Source organism: Pseudomonas sp. BF-B-15 (assembly GCF_019946675.1).
GTDB classification, from domain to species: domain Bacteria; phylum Pseudomonadota; class Gammaproteobacteria; order Pseudomonadales; family Pseudomonadaceae; genus Aquipseudomonas; species Aquipseudomonas migulae.
Genome location: NZ_JAGYFZ010000010.1, coordinates 34,698 through 52,253, shown reverse-complemented (window position 1 = coordinate 52,253; position 17,556 = coordinate 34,698). Strand labels below are relative to the sequence as shown.

Sequence of the window (17,556 nt, the reverse complement as noted above, 5' to 3'; positions counted from 1 at the left end):
CGATCTACGCGTTAAATCGTAGATCGAGCGCTCTAGCGCGGTTAATTGAGGTTTTCGACGAGCAGCGCATCTACCCTCTGGAAGCCCCGTGGAAGTTTGTTACCACGACGTCCACGCTCACCTTTGTAGTGTTCGAGGTCGTCCGCTTTCAGTGACAAGGTACGCTTTCCGGCCTGCAGCACCAAGGTGGCTCCATCCGGCAGCACAGCGATGTCCGTGACATATTCTTCGCGACTGGCCACACGCTCACCGGAGATCCCGATGATCTTGTTGCCTTTGCCCTTACCTAATTGTGGCAGATCGCTGATTTTGAAGATCAGCAAGCGACCTTCGGTGGTCACCGACGCCAGCCAGTTGTTCTCACGATCCGCAACCGGGCGCGGCAGAATGACCTTCGAGTTGTTCGGCAGGCTCAGCAGCGCCTTGCCCGCCTTGTTCTTCGCCTGGAAGTCTTCGCCCTTGACCACGAAACCGTAACCGGCATCGGAGGCTATCACGTACAGCGAATCGTCTTCCGGCATCAGCACGCATTCAAATGTCGCACCTGGCGGCGGCGTCAGACGACCGGTCAATGGTTCGCCCTGGCCACGGGCCGAAGGCAAGGTGTGCGAGGCCACCGAATAGCTGCGACCGGTGGAGTCGATGAACACCGCAAACTGGTTGGAACGTCCGGCCGCCAAGGCCTTGAAACCGTCCCCTGCCTTGTAGGAAAGCCCGGTGGCGTCAATTTCGTGCCCTTTGGCGGAGCGGACCCAGCCTTTTTCCGATAGCACTACGGACACTTTCTCGTTCGGCAGCAGATCGTGCTCGGTCAAGGCCTTGGCCTCGGCGCGCTCGACGATTGGCGAACGACGGTCGTCGCCGTAAGTTTCGGCGTCCTTGATCAGCTCGGTGCGCACCAGCTTTTTCAGCTTGGCTTCGCTGCCCAGCAGGGCTTGCAGCTTGGCTTGTTCCTTGAGCAGTTCATCCTGCTCGGAGCGCAGCTTCATTTCTTCCAGTCGCGCCAACTGACGCAAACGGGTGTCGAGAATGTACTCGGCCTGGATTTCGCTCAGGGCGAAACGCGCGATCAGGGCGGCTTTCGGATGCTCCTCGGTGCGGATGATGTGAATCACTTCATCCAGGTTGAGGTAGGCAATCAACAAACCGTCCAACAGGTGCAGGCGACGCTCAACCTTGTCGAGGCGGAATTGCAGACGACGACGCACGGTTTGAACGCGGAACTCCAGCCATTCAACCAGCAACGCACGCAGGTTCTTCAGCTGCGGCTTGCCATCCAGGCCGATGATGTTGATGTTGACCCGGTAGCTCGACTCCAGCTCGGTGCTGGCGAACAGGTGCTGCATCAGCGCGTCGTGGTCGAAGTTTTTCCGTGCGCCCGGAATGATCACGATCCGGCACGGGTTCTCGTGGTCGGATTCGTCGCGCAGGTCAGCGATCTGCGGGGCCTTGGACGGTTTGGCCTGCATCATGGCCGCGATCTGTTCCAGCACCTTGGCGCCAGACACCTGATGCGGCAGCGCGGTGACGATGATGTCGCCGTCTTCGATGTGGTACACGGCGCGCATGCGCACCGAGCCCTTGCCGGTTTCGTACATTTTCAGCAGGTCGGCGCGCGGCGTGATGATTTCCGCTTCGGTCGGGTAATCCGGACCCTGAATGTGTTCGCAGAGCTGTTCGACCGTGGCTTTTGGCTCATCGAGCAAACGCACGCAGGCAGTCGCGACTTCGCGCAGGTTGTGCGGCGGAACGTCGGTGGCCATGCCCACGGCAATGCCGGTGGTGCCGTTGAGCAGGATGTTCGGCAAACGTGCCGGCAACACCAATGGCTCGTCGAGTGTGCCGTCGAAGTTCGGGCCCCAGTCCGCAGTGCCCTGGCCCAGTTCGCTGAGCAGCACTTCGGAATAACGCGACAACCGCGCTTCGGTGTATCGCATGGCGGCGAAGGACTTGGGATCATCCGGCGCACCCCAGTTACCCTGGCCGTCGACCAGCGTGTAGCGGTAGCTGAACGGCTGGGCCATCAGGACCATGGCTTCGTAGCAGGCCGAATCGCCGTGCGGGTGGAATTTACCGAGCACGTCACCGACGGTACGCGCCGATTTCTTGTGCTTGGAATCGGCGTCCAGCCCCAACTCGCTCATCGCGTAGACGATGCGGCGCTGTACCGGTTTCAGGCCGTCGCCGATATGCGGCAAGGCACGGTCCATGATCACGTACATGGAGTAGTTGAGGTAGGCATTTTCGGTGAAGTCAGCCAGTGACCGGCGCTCTACACCGTCCAGGCTGAGATCAAGGGAGTCGCTCATGCGGGCCTCATCGGTTCGTTGTCTGGCGCAGCAGCATGGTGCCACCGCGCTGGGTAAATTCAAGTTTGTTCAGCGCGCTCATACCGAGCAGCACTTGCTTGCCATCCAGGCCTGGCACGACGATGGCGCGCACATCACGCAGCACAATGTCGCCCAGTTGCAGCCGGTCGACACGGGTTCGATAACCCTCGGTGCGACCGTTGGCGGTGCTCAGGGTCACCCCGAAGCCTTGTTCAAGTTTTAGCCGTTCGGCCATTTCTGCCGGGATCGCCACATCGGTCGCCCCGGTATCCAGCATGAAATCCACCGACTGGCCGTTGATCTGGCCGCTGGCGACGAAGTGCCCCTGGGTGTTGCTGGCCAGTTTCACTTCGATAAAACCTTCGCCCTGTTCCGAGCTGACGACGACGTTGGGATTTTGTTGACGCTCCTCCCATTGGCCGAAAAACCGTGTCGCCAGAAATAACGCTGCGCACCAGGCCAGCACCATGAACACCCGACCGGCGCGTTTTCCAGGTGTTTGCGGCGTCATGGCTTGGCACTCCAGCCACCTTCCGGCGCGGCAAAGCGCCAGACGACCGGGCGATACTCGCCATCAGCACGGGCACCGTCGTTGTTATCAATGCCGACCCAGGCGCCATCGGCGTCGACGATCAGCGCTTCCGTCAGGCCATAGCCCTGTGGATAACGACGGTTCTCCTGCAATGCCTCGTCGGCAAACGACCAGCAACGCTCGACCTTGGCCGTCACCGCGTCACGGCGGCAAATCTCGAACGCGTTGCGCTCAAGGGTGAACAGCTTGCCGTTGAACAACGACAGATCGGCAAAATCCCGTGACACCGCTCTGGCCTTGGGAAATTTCGCCGGCTGCATTTCCATCCCGGCTTCGCTCAGCAACACGCAGCCGCCGTCGCAATCCCAGACCGTTTGCTGGCGCTTGATCAACAGCAGTCCTCGGCGCTCACGCTCGGCAGCCAACCATAACTGGTCGCCCTCCGGATTGATCGCCAGGCCCTCGAACAATGCATTGAAGTGCAACAACATACCGCTGGCCCGCGCCTCGCGAACCAGCATCGGCGAAATCTTCAGCCAGGACGTCGGCCCAACGGGCGGCACTTGCAGAATCGCCGCATGGGACTCGCTGACGATGTAGCGATTGCCGGCGCTGTCGCAGGTGATGCCTTCAAAATCCAGGTCCCCGCCGCGCGCGAACGACGCCACCCAGGTTCGCGAACGCAAACCCCAGGGCAAATCGCTGTCCGGCACCGGCGGCACACCGATGCGCACGGTTTCAGCCTGCCAGACCGTGTCGCCGGTTTCGAGTCGGTAGATCTGATCGTCGTCGCGATCGGAAACGGCCCACAGATTCTTGCCACACTGGGCCAGCCCCGACAGGTTGCCGCCGCGCATGCCCTCCACGGGATGCTCGGACAACAGGCGCAACTCCGGTGCCGGCTCGGCAAACGCCGAAGCCGAGGTCAGAAGTAACGCACACGCCAGGGCAAAGCCAACCCGCATCAGCCAAGAACCTCGGCCAGGTTGCCTTTGGATTCCAGCCAGGATTTACGATCACCGGCGCGTTTCTTCGCCAGCAACATGTCCATCATTTCCGAAGTCGCTTCGAAATCTTCCAGGGTCAGTTGCACCAGACGCCGGGTGTTCGGGTCCATGGTGGTTTCGCGCAGTTGCGGCGGGTTCATTTCACCCAGACCTTTGAATCGGGTGACCTGTGGTTTGCCGCGTTTCTTCTCGGCCACCAGACGATCGAGAATGCCGTCACGCTCAGCTTCGTCGAGGGCGTAGTAAATTTCTTTGCCCAAATCGATTCGGTACAGCGGCGGCATCGCGACGTAGACGTGACCGGCATCCACCAACGGGCGGAAATGCTGGACGAACAGCGCACACAGCAACGTGGCGATGTGCAGACCGTCGGAGTCGGCGTCGGCGAGGATGCAGATCTTGCCGTAACGCAGCTGGCTCATGTCCGCCGCGCCCGGATCGACACCGATGGCCACGGCAATGTTGTGCACTTCCTGGCTGGCCAGTACTTCGCTGCCGTCGACTTCCCAGGTGTTCAGGATCTTGCCGCGCAACGGCAGGATCGCTTGAAACTCTTTGTCCCGCGCTTGCTTGGCGGAACCACCGGCGGAGTCACCTTCCACCAGGAACAGTTCGGAACGCATCGGGTCCTGCCCGGCGCAGTCGGCGAGCTTGCCTGGCAGTGCCGGGCCTTGGGTGATGCGCTTGCGCTCGACCTTCTTGCTGGCCTTCAGACGACGGCCGGCGTTGTTGATCGCCAGCTCCGCCAGGAGCATGCCGGTTTCCGGGTGAGCGTTGAGCCACAGGCTGAACGCATCCTTGACCACACCGGACACGAACGCCGCCGCTTCGCGGGACGACAGACGCTCTTTGGTCTGGCCGGAGAATTGCGGCTCCTGCATTTTCATCGACAGGACGAAGGCGATGCGTTCCCAGACGTCTTCCGGCGCCAGCTTCACGCCGCGTGGCAGCAGGCTGCGGAATTCGCAGAACTCGCGCATGGCATCAAGCAAGCCCTGACGCAAACCGTTGACGTGCGTACCGCCCTGGGCCGTCGGGATCAGGTTGACGTAGCTTTCCTGCACGCTGTCGCCACCTTCCGGCAACCACAGCAGCGCCCAGTCGACCGCTTCTTTGTTACCGGCCAGGCTGCCGCAGAACGGCTCGTCCGGCAGGCGCTCGAATTCGCTGACCGCGTCCACCAGGTAGGAGCGCAGGCCGTCTTCATAATGCCATTCGACTTTCTCGCCGGTGGCCTTGTCTTCAAAACTGACCAGCAGCCCCGGGCACAGAACGGCCTTGGCCTTGAGCACGTGCTTGAGGCGGCTGATGGAGAATTTCGGTGAGTCGAAGTACTTCGGGTCTGGCGCGAAGAACACGCTGGTGCCGGTGTTGCGCTTGCCAACGGTGCCGACCACTTCCAGCTCGGTCTTCTTGTAACCGTCGGCGAAGGTCATCTGGTATTCGTTGCCGTCGCGCTTCACGCGCACCCGGACTTCGGTCGACAAGGCGTTGACCACCGAAATACCCACCCCGTGCAAACCGCCGGAGAACTGGTAGTTCTTGTTGGAAAACTTGCCGCCCGCATGAAGCTTGGTGAGGATCAGTTCGACGCCCGACACACCCTCTTCCGGGTGAATGTCCACCGGCATGCCACGGCCGTCATCGCTGACTTCCAGGGAGTGATCGGCGTGCAGGATGACCTGCACCGACGTCGCATGCCCGGCCAAGGCTTCGTCGACGCTGTTGTCGATGACTTCCTGGGCGAGGTGGTTCGGCCGACTGGTGTCGGTGTACATGCCGGGGCGTTTGCGCACCGGGTCGAGGCCCGAGAGGACTTCGATGGCGTCTGCGTTATAAGAGCTAGCGCTGGGAGTGGCCATGGGGTCTCGTCGTCAAATGTTCTATTAAATAGAGGCGATGACTCACAGTGCAGTGAAATCAATCGCCTGATACAAATCTGCGCCGATGCCGGCAAAACTCAGCATTGCCGGCAATTGCCCGGCAAAACCCTGGAAACTATGGTCGCCGCCGGCCTGGATGCGCAAGGCACAGGCCCGGTAATACTGCTGGGCGAGGCGATAATCCAGCGTTTCGTCGCCCGTCTGCAACCACACCTGATACCGCTGCGGGTCCTGGGGCGCCGGCACTTCCAGCTCGGCCAGGGCCGTCACATGGTCGTGGGTCAATTCCCAGGCCTCATCGGTATACAGGTTTTTCTGCGTCCCCAGATACCCGTCGAACATCCGGTGCGGACTGACGGCGGGGTTGATCAACAGGGCTTTCAAGCCATGGCGCTCGGCCAGGTGAGTCGCATAGTAGCCGCCGAGTGAGCTGCCGACCAGCAGTGGCCGGCCAAGCTCCGAAATTGCCTGTTCGAGCTGACCGATGGCCTCGCGTGGATGGTGATGCAGGGCCGGAACGCGCAGGTGATCGCTCAAGCCCAGACGCTCCATCACTTCGATCAACTGAGTGGCCTTTTTTGACGAAGGCGCACTGTTGAAACCGTGGATATAAAGGATCGAACCGGACATTTGAACTCCCTGTGCGTCGGGTAAAGAAGGCGGAGTTTACAGGGTGTCGGGGGAATCGGGGATATCCGTGGAATTCATGTCGTCTGAGCGGACGCCATCGCCAGCAGGCTGGCTCCCACAGGGATTTGTGCACGACGCGAATTCATTGTGGGAGCCAGCCTGCTGGCGATGGCAGCACCGCAGATATTCAGTAGCCGTTGGAACCGTAATCGACCTGAAAGTCGAACCCGGTCACGCGCTCTACGCCGGTTTCGAGCCGACCATCGGGCAACAGCCGCAACCACCGATACCCTGGCGCCTGCTCGCCGACCTTGAAATCCTCACTGCCCGGCTCGAACTGAATGCAGGTCGAGGGCGAGGCAATCAGGCGCACGTCGTTACGCACTTGATCGATTTCCTGATGCACGTGCCCCCAAAGCACCGCACGTACTTGCGGGAACCGGTCCAGCACAGCAAACAGTGCTTCGGGATTGCGCAACCCGATCGGCTCCATCCACGCACACCCGATCGACACCGGATGATGGTGGAAGCACACCAGATGATGGCGCTCCGGCGCCTCGCTCAGCGAGCGCGCCAGCAACTGCAATTGTTCATCCTGCAAATACCCCGGCACCGACCCCGGCACCGCCGAGTCGAGCAACGTGACGCGCCAGTTGCCGACATCCACCACTGGTTCCAGCAGCGCGCTGTGCACGGCGGCTGCGGCCATGATCTGCGGTTCGTCGTGATTGCCGGGAATCCAGCGCGCCGGCGCATCGAGTTGCCGGGTCAGGTCGCGAAACTGCTGATACGACTCCAGCGTCCCGTCCTGAGAAAGATCGCCGCTGGCAATGATCAGATCGATCTGCGGCTGTTGCTGCCTGACCAGCTCGATGACCTTTTGCAGGCTGTCGCGCGTATTCATGCCCAGCAACGTGCCGTCCGCTTCGGCAAACAGATGGCTGTCGGACAGTTGCACCAGCAACGCCGAATCGGCGGGGGTCAAAGTGGATACGCTCGGCAAGGCGGTCTCCCAGGGCTAAACACGGGATAAGTGGAATGCCGCGATTATGCTGGGGGACGAACGAAAGAGGAAATCCGAGAAGCTGACGCAGTTCACATCTAGCGAGCTCAACGCACAACGGCGTATTCGTGCCCACACGCCAGGCAATGGCTCAGCCATTCACCCAGGAACATGTTCAGCTGCGCCTTTTCGTCCGGCTGGTGCATCGAGGCGTTCGGGTAAGGATAGATCCCGCGAAAGCGTCGCGCATGTTCGGCGCTGACCACTTCGGCCATGCAGGCGTCGTGATAGACCTGCACTTCCAGTTGCGGCACCGGCAGCCACGGCAGGCTGTGTTCCTGACGCACTTGCAGGGTCGTGGTGTATGGACAGACCTGCAGCACTTCAAGGGCCAGCACGCCGAGCATCTGCTCGCCGTGGGTCACGGCAATGCGCCGCGCCGCCGGCTCGTTGCGCATGTCCGGCAGCAGTCGCATCAGGCGCGCGTAGTTGGCCTCGCAAGAGGCTTGCAGCCCCACGAGGTCCACCCGGTAGCGATCGCGCAACTTGTTTACGACCATAACCCCCTCACTTCAGCGCGGTTCAAAGCTAACCATTGCAAGGCAATGATGCTGGCCGCGTTGGCAATTCGTCCGTCGCGTACGGCTTGCAGGGCATCCTCGAACGCCCAGACCGTGACGCGGATATCTTCAGCTTCTTCCTCCAGCCCATGCAGGCCGCCGACCCCGGTTGTCTCGCAACGCCCCAGGAACAAATGCACGAATTCATTGCTGCCACCCGGCGATGGAAAATACTTGGTCATCGGCCAGAGCGCCCCGAATACAAGCCCAGCTTCCTCCTGCGCTTCGCGGTGAGCAACTTCTTCCGGCACTTCATCCTTGTCGATCAGACCAGCGACCAGTTCAATCAGCCAGGGATTGTCGGTCTTGCCCATGGCGCCGACGCGAAACTGCTCGATCAACACCACTTCATCGCGCTGCGGGTCGTAGGGCAACACGCAGACCGCATCGTGGCGAACAAACACTTCACGATTGATTTCGCGGCTCATGCCACCGGCGAACAACTCGTGGCGCAAGTGCACGCGATCGAGCTTGTAAAAGCCCTCGTAGCACTTTTCGCGCCGAACGATATCAACGGCGGTCGGAATGGCGTTGGCAAAATCAGTCATGACAATCCTCGTTTACTGCTAGTCCGATCCGAGGCTCCTTTTGGTTACTTGCAACCTCGACTTCGCGCCATCCTAACGCGCCCGCGCCGTTTGATGCAGCCCCTTTCCAGTCAGCGGGATAGACGGTGAGGGCGAAACCAACTCTAATTAGCTTAGTGGCGAACTGACTGCTTCGTTGAGAGTCGAAGCGGATAACTTTTTGCCTTTCCCTGTTTTACGAAGGACGCCCATGTCGCTTTTTAAAATCGCCTCCGTGGCCGCAATCGCCCTGACCCTGGGCGCTTGCCAAAGCCTGTTCCAGCCCAACTACCGGGCGCCGCTGGAGACTACCCGCGATGCATCCGAACAGCTGAAACCGGGTTGCACGACACCTGACTGCCCGCTGGTGAACATCGATACGCTGCGCTTCCCCGCCGAGCCGCAGTTGGACGGCATTGTCGAAAAACGTCTGCTGCAAATGACCCGCACCTCGCCCGATGCCCCGGTGGCACCGACGCTGGCGGCCTATCGCGATGAGTTTTTGCGCACCGCCGGCCCGCGCTACAGCAGCTACTTGCAAGCCAAAGTACGTGAGCAGCATGACGGCTTGGTGATCGTCGAATTTTCCAGCTACCTGGACACCGGCGGTGCACATGGCACGCCGGGCCGCAGCTTCATCAACTATTCGCGCCAGCAGCATAAAGTGCTGACCTTGTCCGACATGTTGGTGCCAGGTCAGGAAGAGGCGTTCTGGAAAGCGGCGCAGGTTGCGCACAACAGCTGGTTGATCAGCACCAAGCTCGATCAGGAACCGGAGTTCGTGAAGAGCTGGCCGTTCCAGAAAACCCAGAACATAGCGCTGACCTACGGCGGGGTGATCCTCAAGTACGACGTGAGCACCATCGCGCCTTACGCGCTGGGCCACGTCGAACTGAAGATCCCCTACCCTCGCCTGAACGGCATCATCAAGCCCGAGCTGTTTCCCGGCCGTAACTGAAGGCCCGACCCAGCACGAGTTGCAGCAGCCCTGCCAGAATCAACGACGGCAGGGTTGCGCCGATGTCCGGATACAGATTGGCCAGCAAGTGATAGGTGCTGACCCCGCCCAGCCAGGCGAGCAGCGCCGGCCAGCGCAATGCGGCTGACGCCACTTGAGCACTGCGTTTACGCAGGATGAAGTGATCCACCAGCACCACGCCGAACAGCGGCGCAAACACCGAACCGATCAACAGCAGGAAGTTCTGGTACTGGGCCAATGGCGCCAACAAGGCGATCAGGGTGCAGACCACACCGATGGCCAACGCCAGGTGTTCGACTTTCAAGCGCAGCAAAATCCCGCTGGAAACGGCCGCCGAGTGAATGTCGGCAAAGGCGTTTTCCGACTCATCGAGCAGAATCAGCAGCAGCGGAATCCCCAGGCCGGCACCGGCCAGCGCCAACAGCAAGGCATTCACTTCACCGCTCGGCGCGAACGCCAGGGTGTAAGCCACGCCCAGGCTCATCAGCCAGAAATTGCCGATAAAGAAACCAATCGCCGTCCCGCCGAACACGTTTTTCGCACGCTTGCCGAAACGCGAGTAGTCAGCGATCAGCGGCAGCCACGACAGCGGCATCGCGATGGCAATGTCGAAGCCCACGGCGAACGGCATCGAACCGTCCCCGGCCTGCGCCCACAACGCCGCCAGATCGGCTTTGGCGAACAGGTTCCAGGTCAGCCAAATGCACGCGGCCAGCAGCAGCCAGATGCCCCATTTGCGCAGGATCTGGCGCACGAAGGTCAACGGACCGCTGACGGCCAGCAAGGTCGCCAAGGCACCGAAGAACAACGTCCAGAGCAGCGGACTGGAGAACAGACTGCCTTCGCTGAACGCACGCGCGCCGAGCAGGCTGGCAGCGTCGCGCATGACGATGATTTCGAACGAGCCCCAACCGATCAGTTGCAGCAGGTTCAGCACCGCTGGCAGGCTCGCGCCTTTCGCACCGAGGCTGAGTTTGAGCGCGGCCATCGACGACAGGCCGGTGTCACTGCCGATCACGCCGACAGCGGCCAGCAGCAGAACGCCGACCAGCGTGCCAAGGAAGATCGCCAGCAGCGAACCGGACAGGCCAAGACCTGGCGCGAGCAATGCGCCGGTCTGCAAAACCATCAGGCCGATGCCGAGGGAGAACCACAGGGAAAACAGATCACGGCCGCCGAAGACACGTTTGTCGGTCGGCACCGCGATGTCGGGTGAATAAGTGCTGGATTGAATGCTCAAGGGTGTTATCTCAGAGGAACATTTGTTGTCGTGTGGATCGCTATCGCCAGCAGGCTGGCTCCCACAGGGGACATGTGAACGCCACAGATCCAATGTGGGAGCCAGCCTGCTGGCGATGGGGCCTGTGCAGGCCCCACCCTTTCAGGTCAGATCAAACCTTCTTGTACAGCTGACTGCCTTCCTGCTTGAACCGCTCAGCCTGTTCAGCCAATCCCCGGGCGACTTCGGCGTCGACGGTTTCGATCCGCTGGTTGGCCGCGTATTCGCGGACTTCCTGGGTGATTTTCATCGAGCAGAATTTCGGCCCGCACATCGAACAGAAATGCGCGACCTTGGCCGAATCCTTCGGCAACGTCTCATCGTGATACGAACGTGCGGTGTCCGGATCGAGGCCCAGGTTGAACTGGTCTTCCCAACGGAATTCGAATCGCGCCTTGCTCAAGGCATTGTCGCGAATCTGCGCGCCCGGATGTCCCTTCGCCAGATCGGCGGCATGTGCGGCGATCTTGTAGGTGATGATCCCGGTCTTCACGTCATCCTTGTTTGGCAGGCCCAAGTGTTCCTTCGGCGTCACGTAGCAGAGCATCGCGCAACCGAACCAGCCGATCATCGCCGCACCGATACCCGAGGTGATGTGGTCGTAGCCTGGCGCGATGTCAGTGGTCAGCGGGCCGAGGGTGTAGAACGGCGCCTCGTCGCAGCACTCGAGCTGCTTGTCCATGTTCTCTTTGATCAACTGCATCGGCACGTGGCCCGGGCCTTCGATCATGGTTTGCACGTCGTGCTTCCACGCGATCTTGGTCAGCTCGCCGAGGGTTTCCAGCTCACCGAATTGCGCGGCGTCGTTGGCGTCGGCAATCGAGCCCGGACGCAGGCCGTCGCCCAGCGAGAAGCTGACGTCGTAGGCCTTCATGATTTCGCAGATCTCTTCGAAATGCGTGTAGGCGAAGTTTTCTTTGTGGTGCGCCAGGCACCACTTGGCCATGATCGAACCGCCACGGGAAACGATGCCGGTCACACGTTTGGCGGTCAGCGGCACGTAGCGCAGCAGCACGCCGGCGTGGATGGTGAAGTAATCGACGCCCTGTTCGGCCTGTTCGATCAGCGTGTCGCGGAACAGCTCCCAGGTCAGGTCTTCGGCAGCGCCGCCGACTTTTTCCAGCGCCTGATAAATCGGCACAGTGCCGATCGGCACTGGCGAGTTGCGGATGATCCACTCGCGGGTTTCATGAATGTGCTTGCCGGTGGACAAGTCCATGATGTTGTCCGCGCCCCAGCGAATGCCCCAGGTCAGTTTCGCCACTTCTTCTTCGATGGACGAACCCAGTGCGCTGTTGCCGATGTTGCCGTTGATCTTCACCAGGAAGTTACGGCCGATGATCATCGGTTCCAGTTCGGTGTGGTTGATGTTGGCCGGGATGATCGCGCGACCGCGGGCGATCTCGTCACGAACGAATTCGGGGGTGATGATTTTCGGCACGCTGGCGCCAAAGCTGTGGCCGGCGTGTTGCTGATCCAGCAGGCCAGCGGCACGGGCGACTTCAAGCTTCATGTTTTCGCGGATGGCGACGAATTCCATCTCGGGCGTGATGATGCCCTGACGCGCGTAGTGCATTTGCGTGACGTTGCCACCGGCCTTGGCGCGGCGCGGGTTGTTCACGTGAGCGAATCGCAGCTTGGTCAGCTCCGGATCGGCGAGGCGTTCCTTGCCGAAGTTCGAGCTGAGGCCGGGCAGACGCTCGGTGTCGCCACGGGCTTCGATCCACGGCGAGCGGATGTCGGCCAGGCCTTTGCGCACGTCGATGATCACGTTGGGGTCGGTGTACGGACCCGAGGTGTCGTACACGACAACCGGCGCGTTGATCTCACCGCCGAAGTCGGTCGGGGTCACATCAAGGCTGATTTCGCGCATCGGCACGAGGATGTCCGGGCGGGAGCCCTGAACGTAGATTTTTTGCGAGCGGGTAAACGGTTGAACCGATTGTTGATCGACTTGGGCCGAGTCACTCAGGTTCGTTATGTTTTTTGGTTTTATCGTCATCACGGGCTCTCCGAACACATCCAGGCAGTGGATTTTTGTCGGAGCGAACCTGTAATCGAATGGACGCACGGGCGCTGGGAAAACCAGCAGTGCTGTGCTCAGTGCTCGAGGGGTGTTCGATTGTCGAACAACATCCCGGACGAAGCACAAGAGGACTCGCCGGGTGACGAGAAATCTTGTTCCCTACGCAGGCGCTAACCTGATCAGGTTCAACGGGATCCGAAATTATTCGATCTCAGCCTCATAGCAAGGCACCCCGACAAGAACCCGGCCAGTCTAGACACAACTGACAAAGAACGCCAACACCGCAGTAAACACCATGATGAATGGCGCAATCAGACGATTGTTGCCGCACGTATGCGCAACTACACTCGCAACGGCCATGTCGCGCATTGACGCTGAGTGGGCTGCGCCGTACCTTTGGCGCTCAAATTATCAGTGTAATTTTTAGGGATGGCCTCATGCTGCGCAAACTCTCACTGGCCCTTGCCGTGTCTTGTGCTTCCAATGGAATGGCCTGGGCAGCAGAAGCGCCCTTATCGACCAAGACCGATCTGGTCAGCGTCTACCAGGAAGCGGTGGACAACAACGCCGACCTGGCCGCCGCCCGCGCCCAATACGGCGCGCAGAAAGAAGTCGTGCCCCAGGCGCGCGCCGGCTTGCTGCCGAATATTTCCGGTGGCGCCCAGTTGGCCAACGTGCGCACCGATATCGATCAACCGTCGTCCGTTGCCAACCGTAGCGCCAATTCCTATCAGGCAACGCTGGCTCAGCCTTTGTTTCGTGCCGATCGCTGGTTCCAGTACCAGGCCGCCAAGGACGTCAATGAGCAAGCCGCCCTGCAACTCTCGGCGACCGAGCAGAACCTGATCCTGCAAACCGCCGAGGACTACTTCAACGTGCTGCGCAGCCAGGACAACCTGGCCTCGACCAAGGCTGAAGAAGCGGCATTCAAGCGTCAGCTCGACCAGTCCAACGAACGCTTCGATGTCGGCCTGTCGGACAAGACCGACGTGCTGCAATCGCAAGCCAGTTACGACACCGCACGGGCCAACCGGATCGTTGCGCAGCGTCAGGTGGATGATGCGTTTGAAGCGTTGATCACCCTGACCAACCGTCAGTACAACTCGATTCAGGGCATCGTCCACACCTTGCCGATCCTGCCGCCGGCGCCGAACGACGCCAAGGCCTGGGTCGACACCGCCGCCAAACAGAACCTGAATCTGCTGGCCAGCAACTACGCGGTCAGCGCCGCCGAAGAAACCCTGAAGCAGCGCAAGGCCGGCCACGCACCAACGGTGGATGCGGTGGCCAAGTATGAGAAAGGCGACAACGATGCCTTGGGCTTCAGCAACCCGAACGGCTTCGGCCAGCCGTATGGTGGCCCCGTCGAGCAACGCACGCTGGCGCTGCAATTGAACATCCCGATCTACAGCGGCGGGCTGACCAGTTCGCAGGTTCGCGAGTCGTACTCGCGCCTGGATCAGACCGAACAACAGCGTGAAGGCCTGCGTCGGCAGGTGGTGGAAAACACCCGCAACCTGCATCGCGCGGTGAACACCGATGTCGAGCAGGTGCAGGCGCGCAAGCAGTCGATCATCTCCAACCAGAGCGCGGTGGAAGCGACCGAAATCGGTTATCAGGTGGGCACGCGCAACATCGTCGATGTGCTCGACGCGCAGCGTCAGCTGTACACCTCGGTGCGCAATTACAACAACACCCGCTACGACTACATCCTCGACAACCTGCGCCTGAAGCAGGCCGCCGGCACGTTGAACCCGGGGGATTTGCAGGACCTCAAACGCTATCTCAAGGCTGACTACAACCCGGACAAGGACTTCCTGCCACCGGACTTGGCCAAGGCTGCGGCTGAGCAGTTAAAGGCAAAACCGGGGCAATAATGGGCGGGTGATGGCGGTTCTGAGGACGCCATCGCCAGCAAGCTGGCTCCTACAGGTCAGCGATTGATCAATCGATCCAACCCATCCAGCAACCGCTGCAACGCGCCCTGATTGGTGCGCATCACTTTCAGCCCCGCGTCTGCCATTCGCTGCGCATCGCGCGGCAATTCGAACAGCCGCTGCACCGCCAGCGCCAGCCCCTCGGCATCTTCCACTTCCTGCAACGCCCCGGCGCTGCGCAACTGCGCGGCGATTTCGAGGAAGTTGAACAGGTGCGGCCCACTGAGCACCGGTTTCGCCAGCGCGGCGGGTTCCAGCAAGTTATGGCCACCGTTCGGCACCAGACTGCCGCCGACAAAAGCGCTGTCGGCCAGGGCATACAAAAACAGCAACTCGCCCATGGTGTCGCCGAGCAACACCGACGTATCGGCGGCGACCGGCTCCCCGGAGGAACGACGTACTGTGGCGAAACCTTGTTGCTTGCAAAGCTCGAACACCGCGTTGAAACGCTCCGGATGGCGCGGCACCAGAATCAGCAACGTATCAGGATGACTGTCGAGCAGTTGACGATGCGCCGCCAACACCACTTCATCTTCACCGTCGTGAGTACTGGCGGCGATCCACACCGGACGCTCCTGCGCCCGCCATTGCCCACGCAACTCGGTGGCACGCTGGAGCAGTTGCGGGTCGATGGTCAGGTCGAACTTGATCGAACCGGTCACTTCAACCGTTTCCGCACGGGCGCCCAAATCGCGGAAGCGCTGGGCCTCGGCTTCGGTCTGCACGGCGAACAGGCTCATTTCGGCGAGCATCGGCTGAGTCAATTTACCGAAGCGGCCATAGCCTTTGGCGGAACGCTCGGACAGTCGTGCGTTGGCCAGCGCCACAGGAATCCCGCGTTTGGCGCATTGATGAATGTGGTTGGGCCAGAGCTCGGTTTCCATGATCACCGCCAGTGTTGGCCGGACCCGGTCAAGAAACCGCGCCGCCGCGCATGGCAAGTCGTAAGGCAAATAGCAGTGCTGAATGCGCGGCTCGTTGGCGAACAAGGCATGGATGCGTTCGGAGCCCGTCGGCGTCATGCAGGTCACGGTGATCGGCAGTGCGGGATAACGTTGCAGCAATGCGCGAATCATCGGCGCTGCGGCAATGCTTTCGCCCACGGACACCGCGTGCACCCAGATGCCGCCGGGCTTCATCGCCGGCAGCCCGAGCGAGAAACGCTCGCCGATGCGTTTGGCATACGCCGGTGCCTTGCGCGAGCGCAGCCACAGCCGAATCGCTACCAGTGGCAGCCCCAGGTAAAACAGCGCGGTGTAGAGAGTTCTATTCATGGCGGCGGAGTTTATCGGTTTTTTCGCCGATCGCCTGCAAGTGCACGGCAAAACGTTCCGCCAGCCAACGGGCCGCCGGGCCGAGCGGTTCATCCCGGCGCCAGACCAGCTCCACCACCAGCGCCGGCGGCGTCCATTCGCTGGCCAGTTCGACCATCAACCCCTGATACGCCGGATACTGCACCACGTGCCGTGGCAGCCAGGCCCAGCCGAGGCCTCGCACCAGCCATTCGGCCATCACGTAGAAACTGTCGGCCCGCCAGACCTGCGGGCTGGCCGGCTCGCTGCCGGGATACACACTGGACTGGGTCGACATCAGCAACTGCCGATGCTGCGCCAGTTGCTGACAATCGACCGGAGCCTGCGTTGCCAATGGATGCCCGACGCCGCACACCGTGACCATTTCGACGCTGCCCAGCACTCGCCGTTCGAGCGCCTCGGGAATCTGATCGTGATAAAACAACAAACCGAGATCGGCCCGACGCTCCACCAGTTTGCGCGCCACATCGCCCTGGGCAGCACTGGTCAATTGCACTTCAAGGCTGGGAAACTGTTTCGCCAGGGCTTCGAAACTTTCAATGATCGGCTGATACGGCATCGCCTCATCCTGAGCCACGCGCAGGCGAGCTTCCTGCCCGCGCGTCATCGCCAGCGCCCGGCCATTCAGGCGCTCGCATTGACGCAGCACTTCCCGCGCCTCATCCAGCAACGCATTGCCGGCCTCAGTGAGTTTCGGCTGCCGGCCGCTGCTGCGGTCGAACAGGCTCACACCCAGGTCTTCTTCCAACAGCGCTATCGAACTGCTGACCGCCGACTGCGCCTTGCGCTGGTCCCGCGCCACAGCGGAAAACGATCGCTGCTCGGCAACGCTGACGAACAAACGCAATTGCTCCAGATTCCATTGAATGTTCATGGCCAACCCATCTCCCGCACAGATAGGTAATGACTTTACCCCATCTGAGCAACCTCTAAAATGCCGACCTCATAAAGCAACACTTCACACGAGGATGCACCCATGACCGCTTACTACTACCTGGCCATCGCCATCTGCGCCGAAGTGATCGCCACTGTTTCGATGAAAGCGGTCAAAGGCTTCAGCACACCGCTGCCGCTGATTCTGGTGATCGTCGGTTATGGCATTGCCTTCTGGATGCTGACGCTGGTGGTGCGCAGCGTGCCGGTGGGTGTGGCGTACGCGGTGTGGGCCGGCATGGGGATCGTGATGGTCAGCGTCGCGGCGCTGTTTATCTACGGGCAGAAGCTCGATGTGCCGGCGATGCTGGGGATGGCGCTCATCGTGCTCGGCGTTGTGGTTATCCAGCTCTTCTCCAAAACCGCCGGGCACTAAGACCTGAAACACGATCCATTGTAGGAGCGAGCCTGCTCGCGATTGCGGTATGTCAGCCAACATCTCTGTTGAATGTACCGCCCTCATCGCGAGCAGGCTCACTCCCACAGGATTTGTGTCTGGCTATGGATTGATTGCCAGC

Annotated in this window: 15 protein-coding genes and 1 riboswitch; of the genes, 3 read left to right on the top strand and 12 right to left on the bottom strand. The window is 60.9% G+C overall.

Features of this window, described 5'->3' with window-relative positions; all coding sequences use genetic code 11:
- Positions 1 to 41 precede the first annotated feature (41 nt).
- The 8 genes from parC to KGA97_RS05345 all read right to left on the bottom strand — a co-directional run bounded on the left by parC (position 42) and on the right by KGA97_RS05345 (position 8,553).
- Positions 42 to 2,309, bottom strand: coding sequence for a DNA topoisomerase IV subunit A (parC, locus tag KGA97_RS05380; RefSeq protein ID WP_008027914.1), 2,268 nt, complete (start codon positions 2,307 to 2,309; stop codon positions 42 to 44).
- A gap of 7 nt (positions 2,310 to 2,316) precedes the next feature.
- Complete coding sequence (locus tag KGA97_RS05375; RefSeq protein WP_008027912.1) at positions 2,317 to 2,841, bottom strand: TIGR02281 family clan AA aspartic protease; 525 nt, start codon at positions 2,839 to 2,841, stop codon at positions 2,317 to 2,319.
- Positions 2,838 to 3,827, bottom strand: a complete 990-nt coding sequence (locus KGA97_RS05370) for an esterase-like activity of phytase family protein (protein ID WP_008027910.1) — start codon at positions 3,825 to 3,827, stop codon at positions 2,838 to 2,840. The genes KGA97_RS05375 and KGA97_RS05370 overlap by 4 nt, the downstream gene beginning before the upstream one ends.
- Complete coding sequence (parE, locus tag KGA97_RS05365) at positions 3,827 to 5,731, bottom strand: DNA topoisomerase IV subunit B (protein WP_008027908.1); 1,905 nt, start codon at positions 5,729 to 5,731, stop codon at positions 3,827 to 3,829. Before parE ends, KGA97_RS05370 begins: the two co-directional genes overlap by 1 nt.
- Before the next feature lie 42 nt (positions 5,732 to 5,773).
- Positions 5,774 to 6,382, bottom strand: a complete 609-nt coding sequence (locus tag KGA97_RS05360) for a YqiA/YcfP family alpha/beta fold hydrolase (RefSeq protein WP_008040411.1) — start codon at positions 6,380 to 6,382, stop codon at positions 5,774 to 5,776.
- 187 nt (positions 6,383 to 6,569) lie between these two features.
- The gene (cpdA, locus tag KGA97_RS05355) at positions 6,570 to 7,385 is read right to left on the bottom strand and encodes a 3',5'-cyclic-AMP phosphodiesterase (protein ID WP_008040409.1); all 816 of its coding nucleotides are present in this window, start codon (positions 7,383 to 7,385) and stop codon (positions 6,570 to 6,572) included.
- A 107-nt stretch (positions 7,386 to 7,492) separates the two neighbouring features.
- Positions 7,493 to 7,945, bottom strand: coding sequence for a DUF1249 domain-containing protein (locus KGA97_RS05350; protein ID WP_008027902.1), 453 nt, complete (start codon positions 7,943 to 7,945; stop codon positions 7,493 to 7,495).
- Positions 7,936 to 8,553 (bottom strand): NUDIX domain-containing protein, encoded by a 618-nt coding sequence (locus KGA97_RS05345; protein ID WP_008027900.1) that lies wholly within the window; start codon positions 8,551 to 8,553, stop codon positions 7,936 to 7,938. Before KGA97_RS05345 ends, KGA97_RS05350 begins: the two co-directional genes overlap by 10 nt.
- A 229-nt stretch (positions 8,554 to 8,782) precedes the next feature.
- Between KGA97_RS05345 and KGA97_RS05340 the strand changes: the two genes are divergently transcribed.
- Positions 8,783 to 9,529, top strand: coding sequence for an RsiV family protein (locus KGA97_RS05340; protein WP_008040407.1), 747 nt, complete (start codon positions 8,783 to 8,785; stop codon positions 9,527 to 9,529).
- Here the strand turns inward: KGA97_RS05340 and cytX are convergent.
- Both cytX and thiC read right to left on the bottom strand, forming a co-directional pair.
- Positions 9,498 to 10,790, bottom strand: a complete 1,293-nt coding sequence (gene cytX, locus KGA97_RS05335; RefSeq protein WP_223480334.1) for a putative hydroxymethylpyrimidine transporter CytX — start codon at positions 10,788 to 10,790, stop codon at positions 9,498 to 9,500. The two genes, KGA97_RS05340 and cytX, sit on opposite strands and share 32 nt — an antisense overlap.
- Positions 10,791 to 10,941: 151 nt before the next feature.
- Entirely contained in the window at positions 10,942 to 12,831 is a 1,890-nt protein-coding gene (thiC, locus tag KGA97_RS05330) for a phosphomethylpyrimidine synthase ThiC (RefSeq protein ID WP_207284717.1), read from the bottom strand.
- Positions 12,832 to 12,994: 163 nt separating this feature from the next.
- A riboswitch (TPP riboswitch) is annotated at positions 12,995 to 13,100 on the bottom strand.
- A gap of 192 nt (positions 13,101 to 13,292) precedes the next feature.
- Here thiC and KGA97_RS05325 point away from each other — a divergent pair.
- Positions 13,293 to 14,732, top strand: coding sequence for a TolC family outer membrane protein (locus KGA97_RS05325; RefSeq protein ID WP_008027893.1), 1,440 nt, complete (start codon positions 13,293 to 13,295; stop codon positions 14,730 to 14,732).
- A gap of 56 nt (positions 14,733 to 14,788) precedes the next feature.
- Here the strand turns inward: KGA97_RS05325 and waaA are convergent, their stop codons facing one another.
- Positions 14,789 to 16,066, bottom strand: a complete 1,278-nt coding sequence (gene waaA / locus KGA97_RS05320) for a lipid IV(A) 3-deoxy-D-manno-octulosonic acid transferase (RefSeq protein WP_223480333.1) — start codon at positions 16,064 to 16,066, stop codon at positions 14,789 to 14,791.
- Positions 16,059 to 16,979, bottom strand: a complete 921-nt coding sequence (locus KGA97_RS05315; protein WP_008027889.1) for a LysR family transcriptional regulator — start codon at positions 16,977 to 16,979, stop codon at positions 16,059 to 16,061. The genes waaA and KGA97_RS05315 overlap by 8 nt, the downstream gene beginning before the upstream one ends.
- Before the next feature lie 102 nt (positions 16,980 to 17,081).
- Between KGA97_RS05315 and KGA97_RS05310 the strand changes: the two genes are divergently transcribed.
- On the top strand, positions 17,082 to 17,414 hold the full coding sequence (locus tag KGA97_RS05310) for a DMT family transporter (RefSeq protein WP_008027887.1): 333 nt from the start codon (positions 17,082 to 17,084) through the stop codon (positions 17,412 to 17,414).
- The last annotated feature ends 142 nt before the right edge of the window (positions 17,415 to 17,556 follow it).

Coding starts and splice junctions, on each gene's coding strand:
- KGA97_RS05345 (WP_008027900.1), bottom strand. CDS start 8,553: ATGACTGATTTTGCCAACGCCATTCCGACCGCCGTTGATATCGTTCGG.
- KGA97_RS05370 (WP_008027910.1), bottom strand. CDS start 3,827: ATGCGGGTTGGCTTTGCCCTGGCGTGTGCGTTACTTCTGACCTCGGCT.
- KGA97_RS05310 (WP_008027887.1), top strand. CDS start 17,082: ATGACCGCTTACTACTACCTGGCCATCGCCATCTGCGCCGAAGTGATC.
- KGA97_RS05325 (WP_008027893.1), top strand. CDS start 13,293: ATGCTGCGCAAACTCTCACTGGCCCTTGCCGTGTCTTGTGCTTCCAAT.
- parE (WP_008027908.1), bottom strand. CDS start 5,731: ATGGCCACTCCCAGCGCTAGCTCTTATAACGCAGACGCCATCGAAGTC.
- KGA97_RS05350 (WP_008027902.1), bottom strand. CDS start 7,945: ATGGTCGTAAACAAGTTGCGCGATCGCTACCGGGTGGACCTCGTGGGG.
- KGA97_RS05375 (WP_008027912.1), bottom strand. CDS start 2,841: ATGACGCCGCAAACACCTGGAAAACGCGCCGGTCGGGTGTTCATGGTG.
- waaA (WP_223480333.1), bottom strand. CDS start 16,066: ATGAATAGAACTCTCTACACCGCGCTGTTTTACCTGGGGCTGCCACTG.
- KGA97_RS05340 (WP_008040407.1), top strand. CDS start 8,783: ATGTCGCTTTTTAAAATCGCCTCCGTGGCCGCAATCGCCCTGACCCTG.
- KGA97_RS05315 (WP_008027889.1), bottom strand. CDS start 16,979: ATGAACATTCAATGGAATCTGGAGCAATTGCGTTTGTTCGTCAGCGTT.
- thiC (WP_207284717.1), bottom strand. CDS start 12,831: ATGACGATAAAACCAAAAAACATAACGAACCTGAGTGACTCGGCCCAA.
- KGA97_RS05360 (WP_008040411.1), bottom strand. CDS start 6,382: ATGTCCGGTTCGATCCTTTATATCCACGGTTTCAACAGTGCGCCTTCG.
- parC (WP_008027914.1), bottom strand. CDS start 2,309: ATGAGCGACTCCCTTGATCTCAGCCTGGACGGTGTAGAGCGCCGGTCA.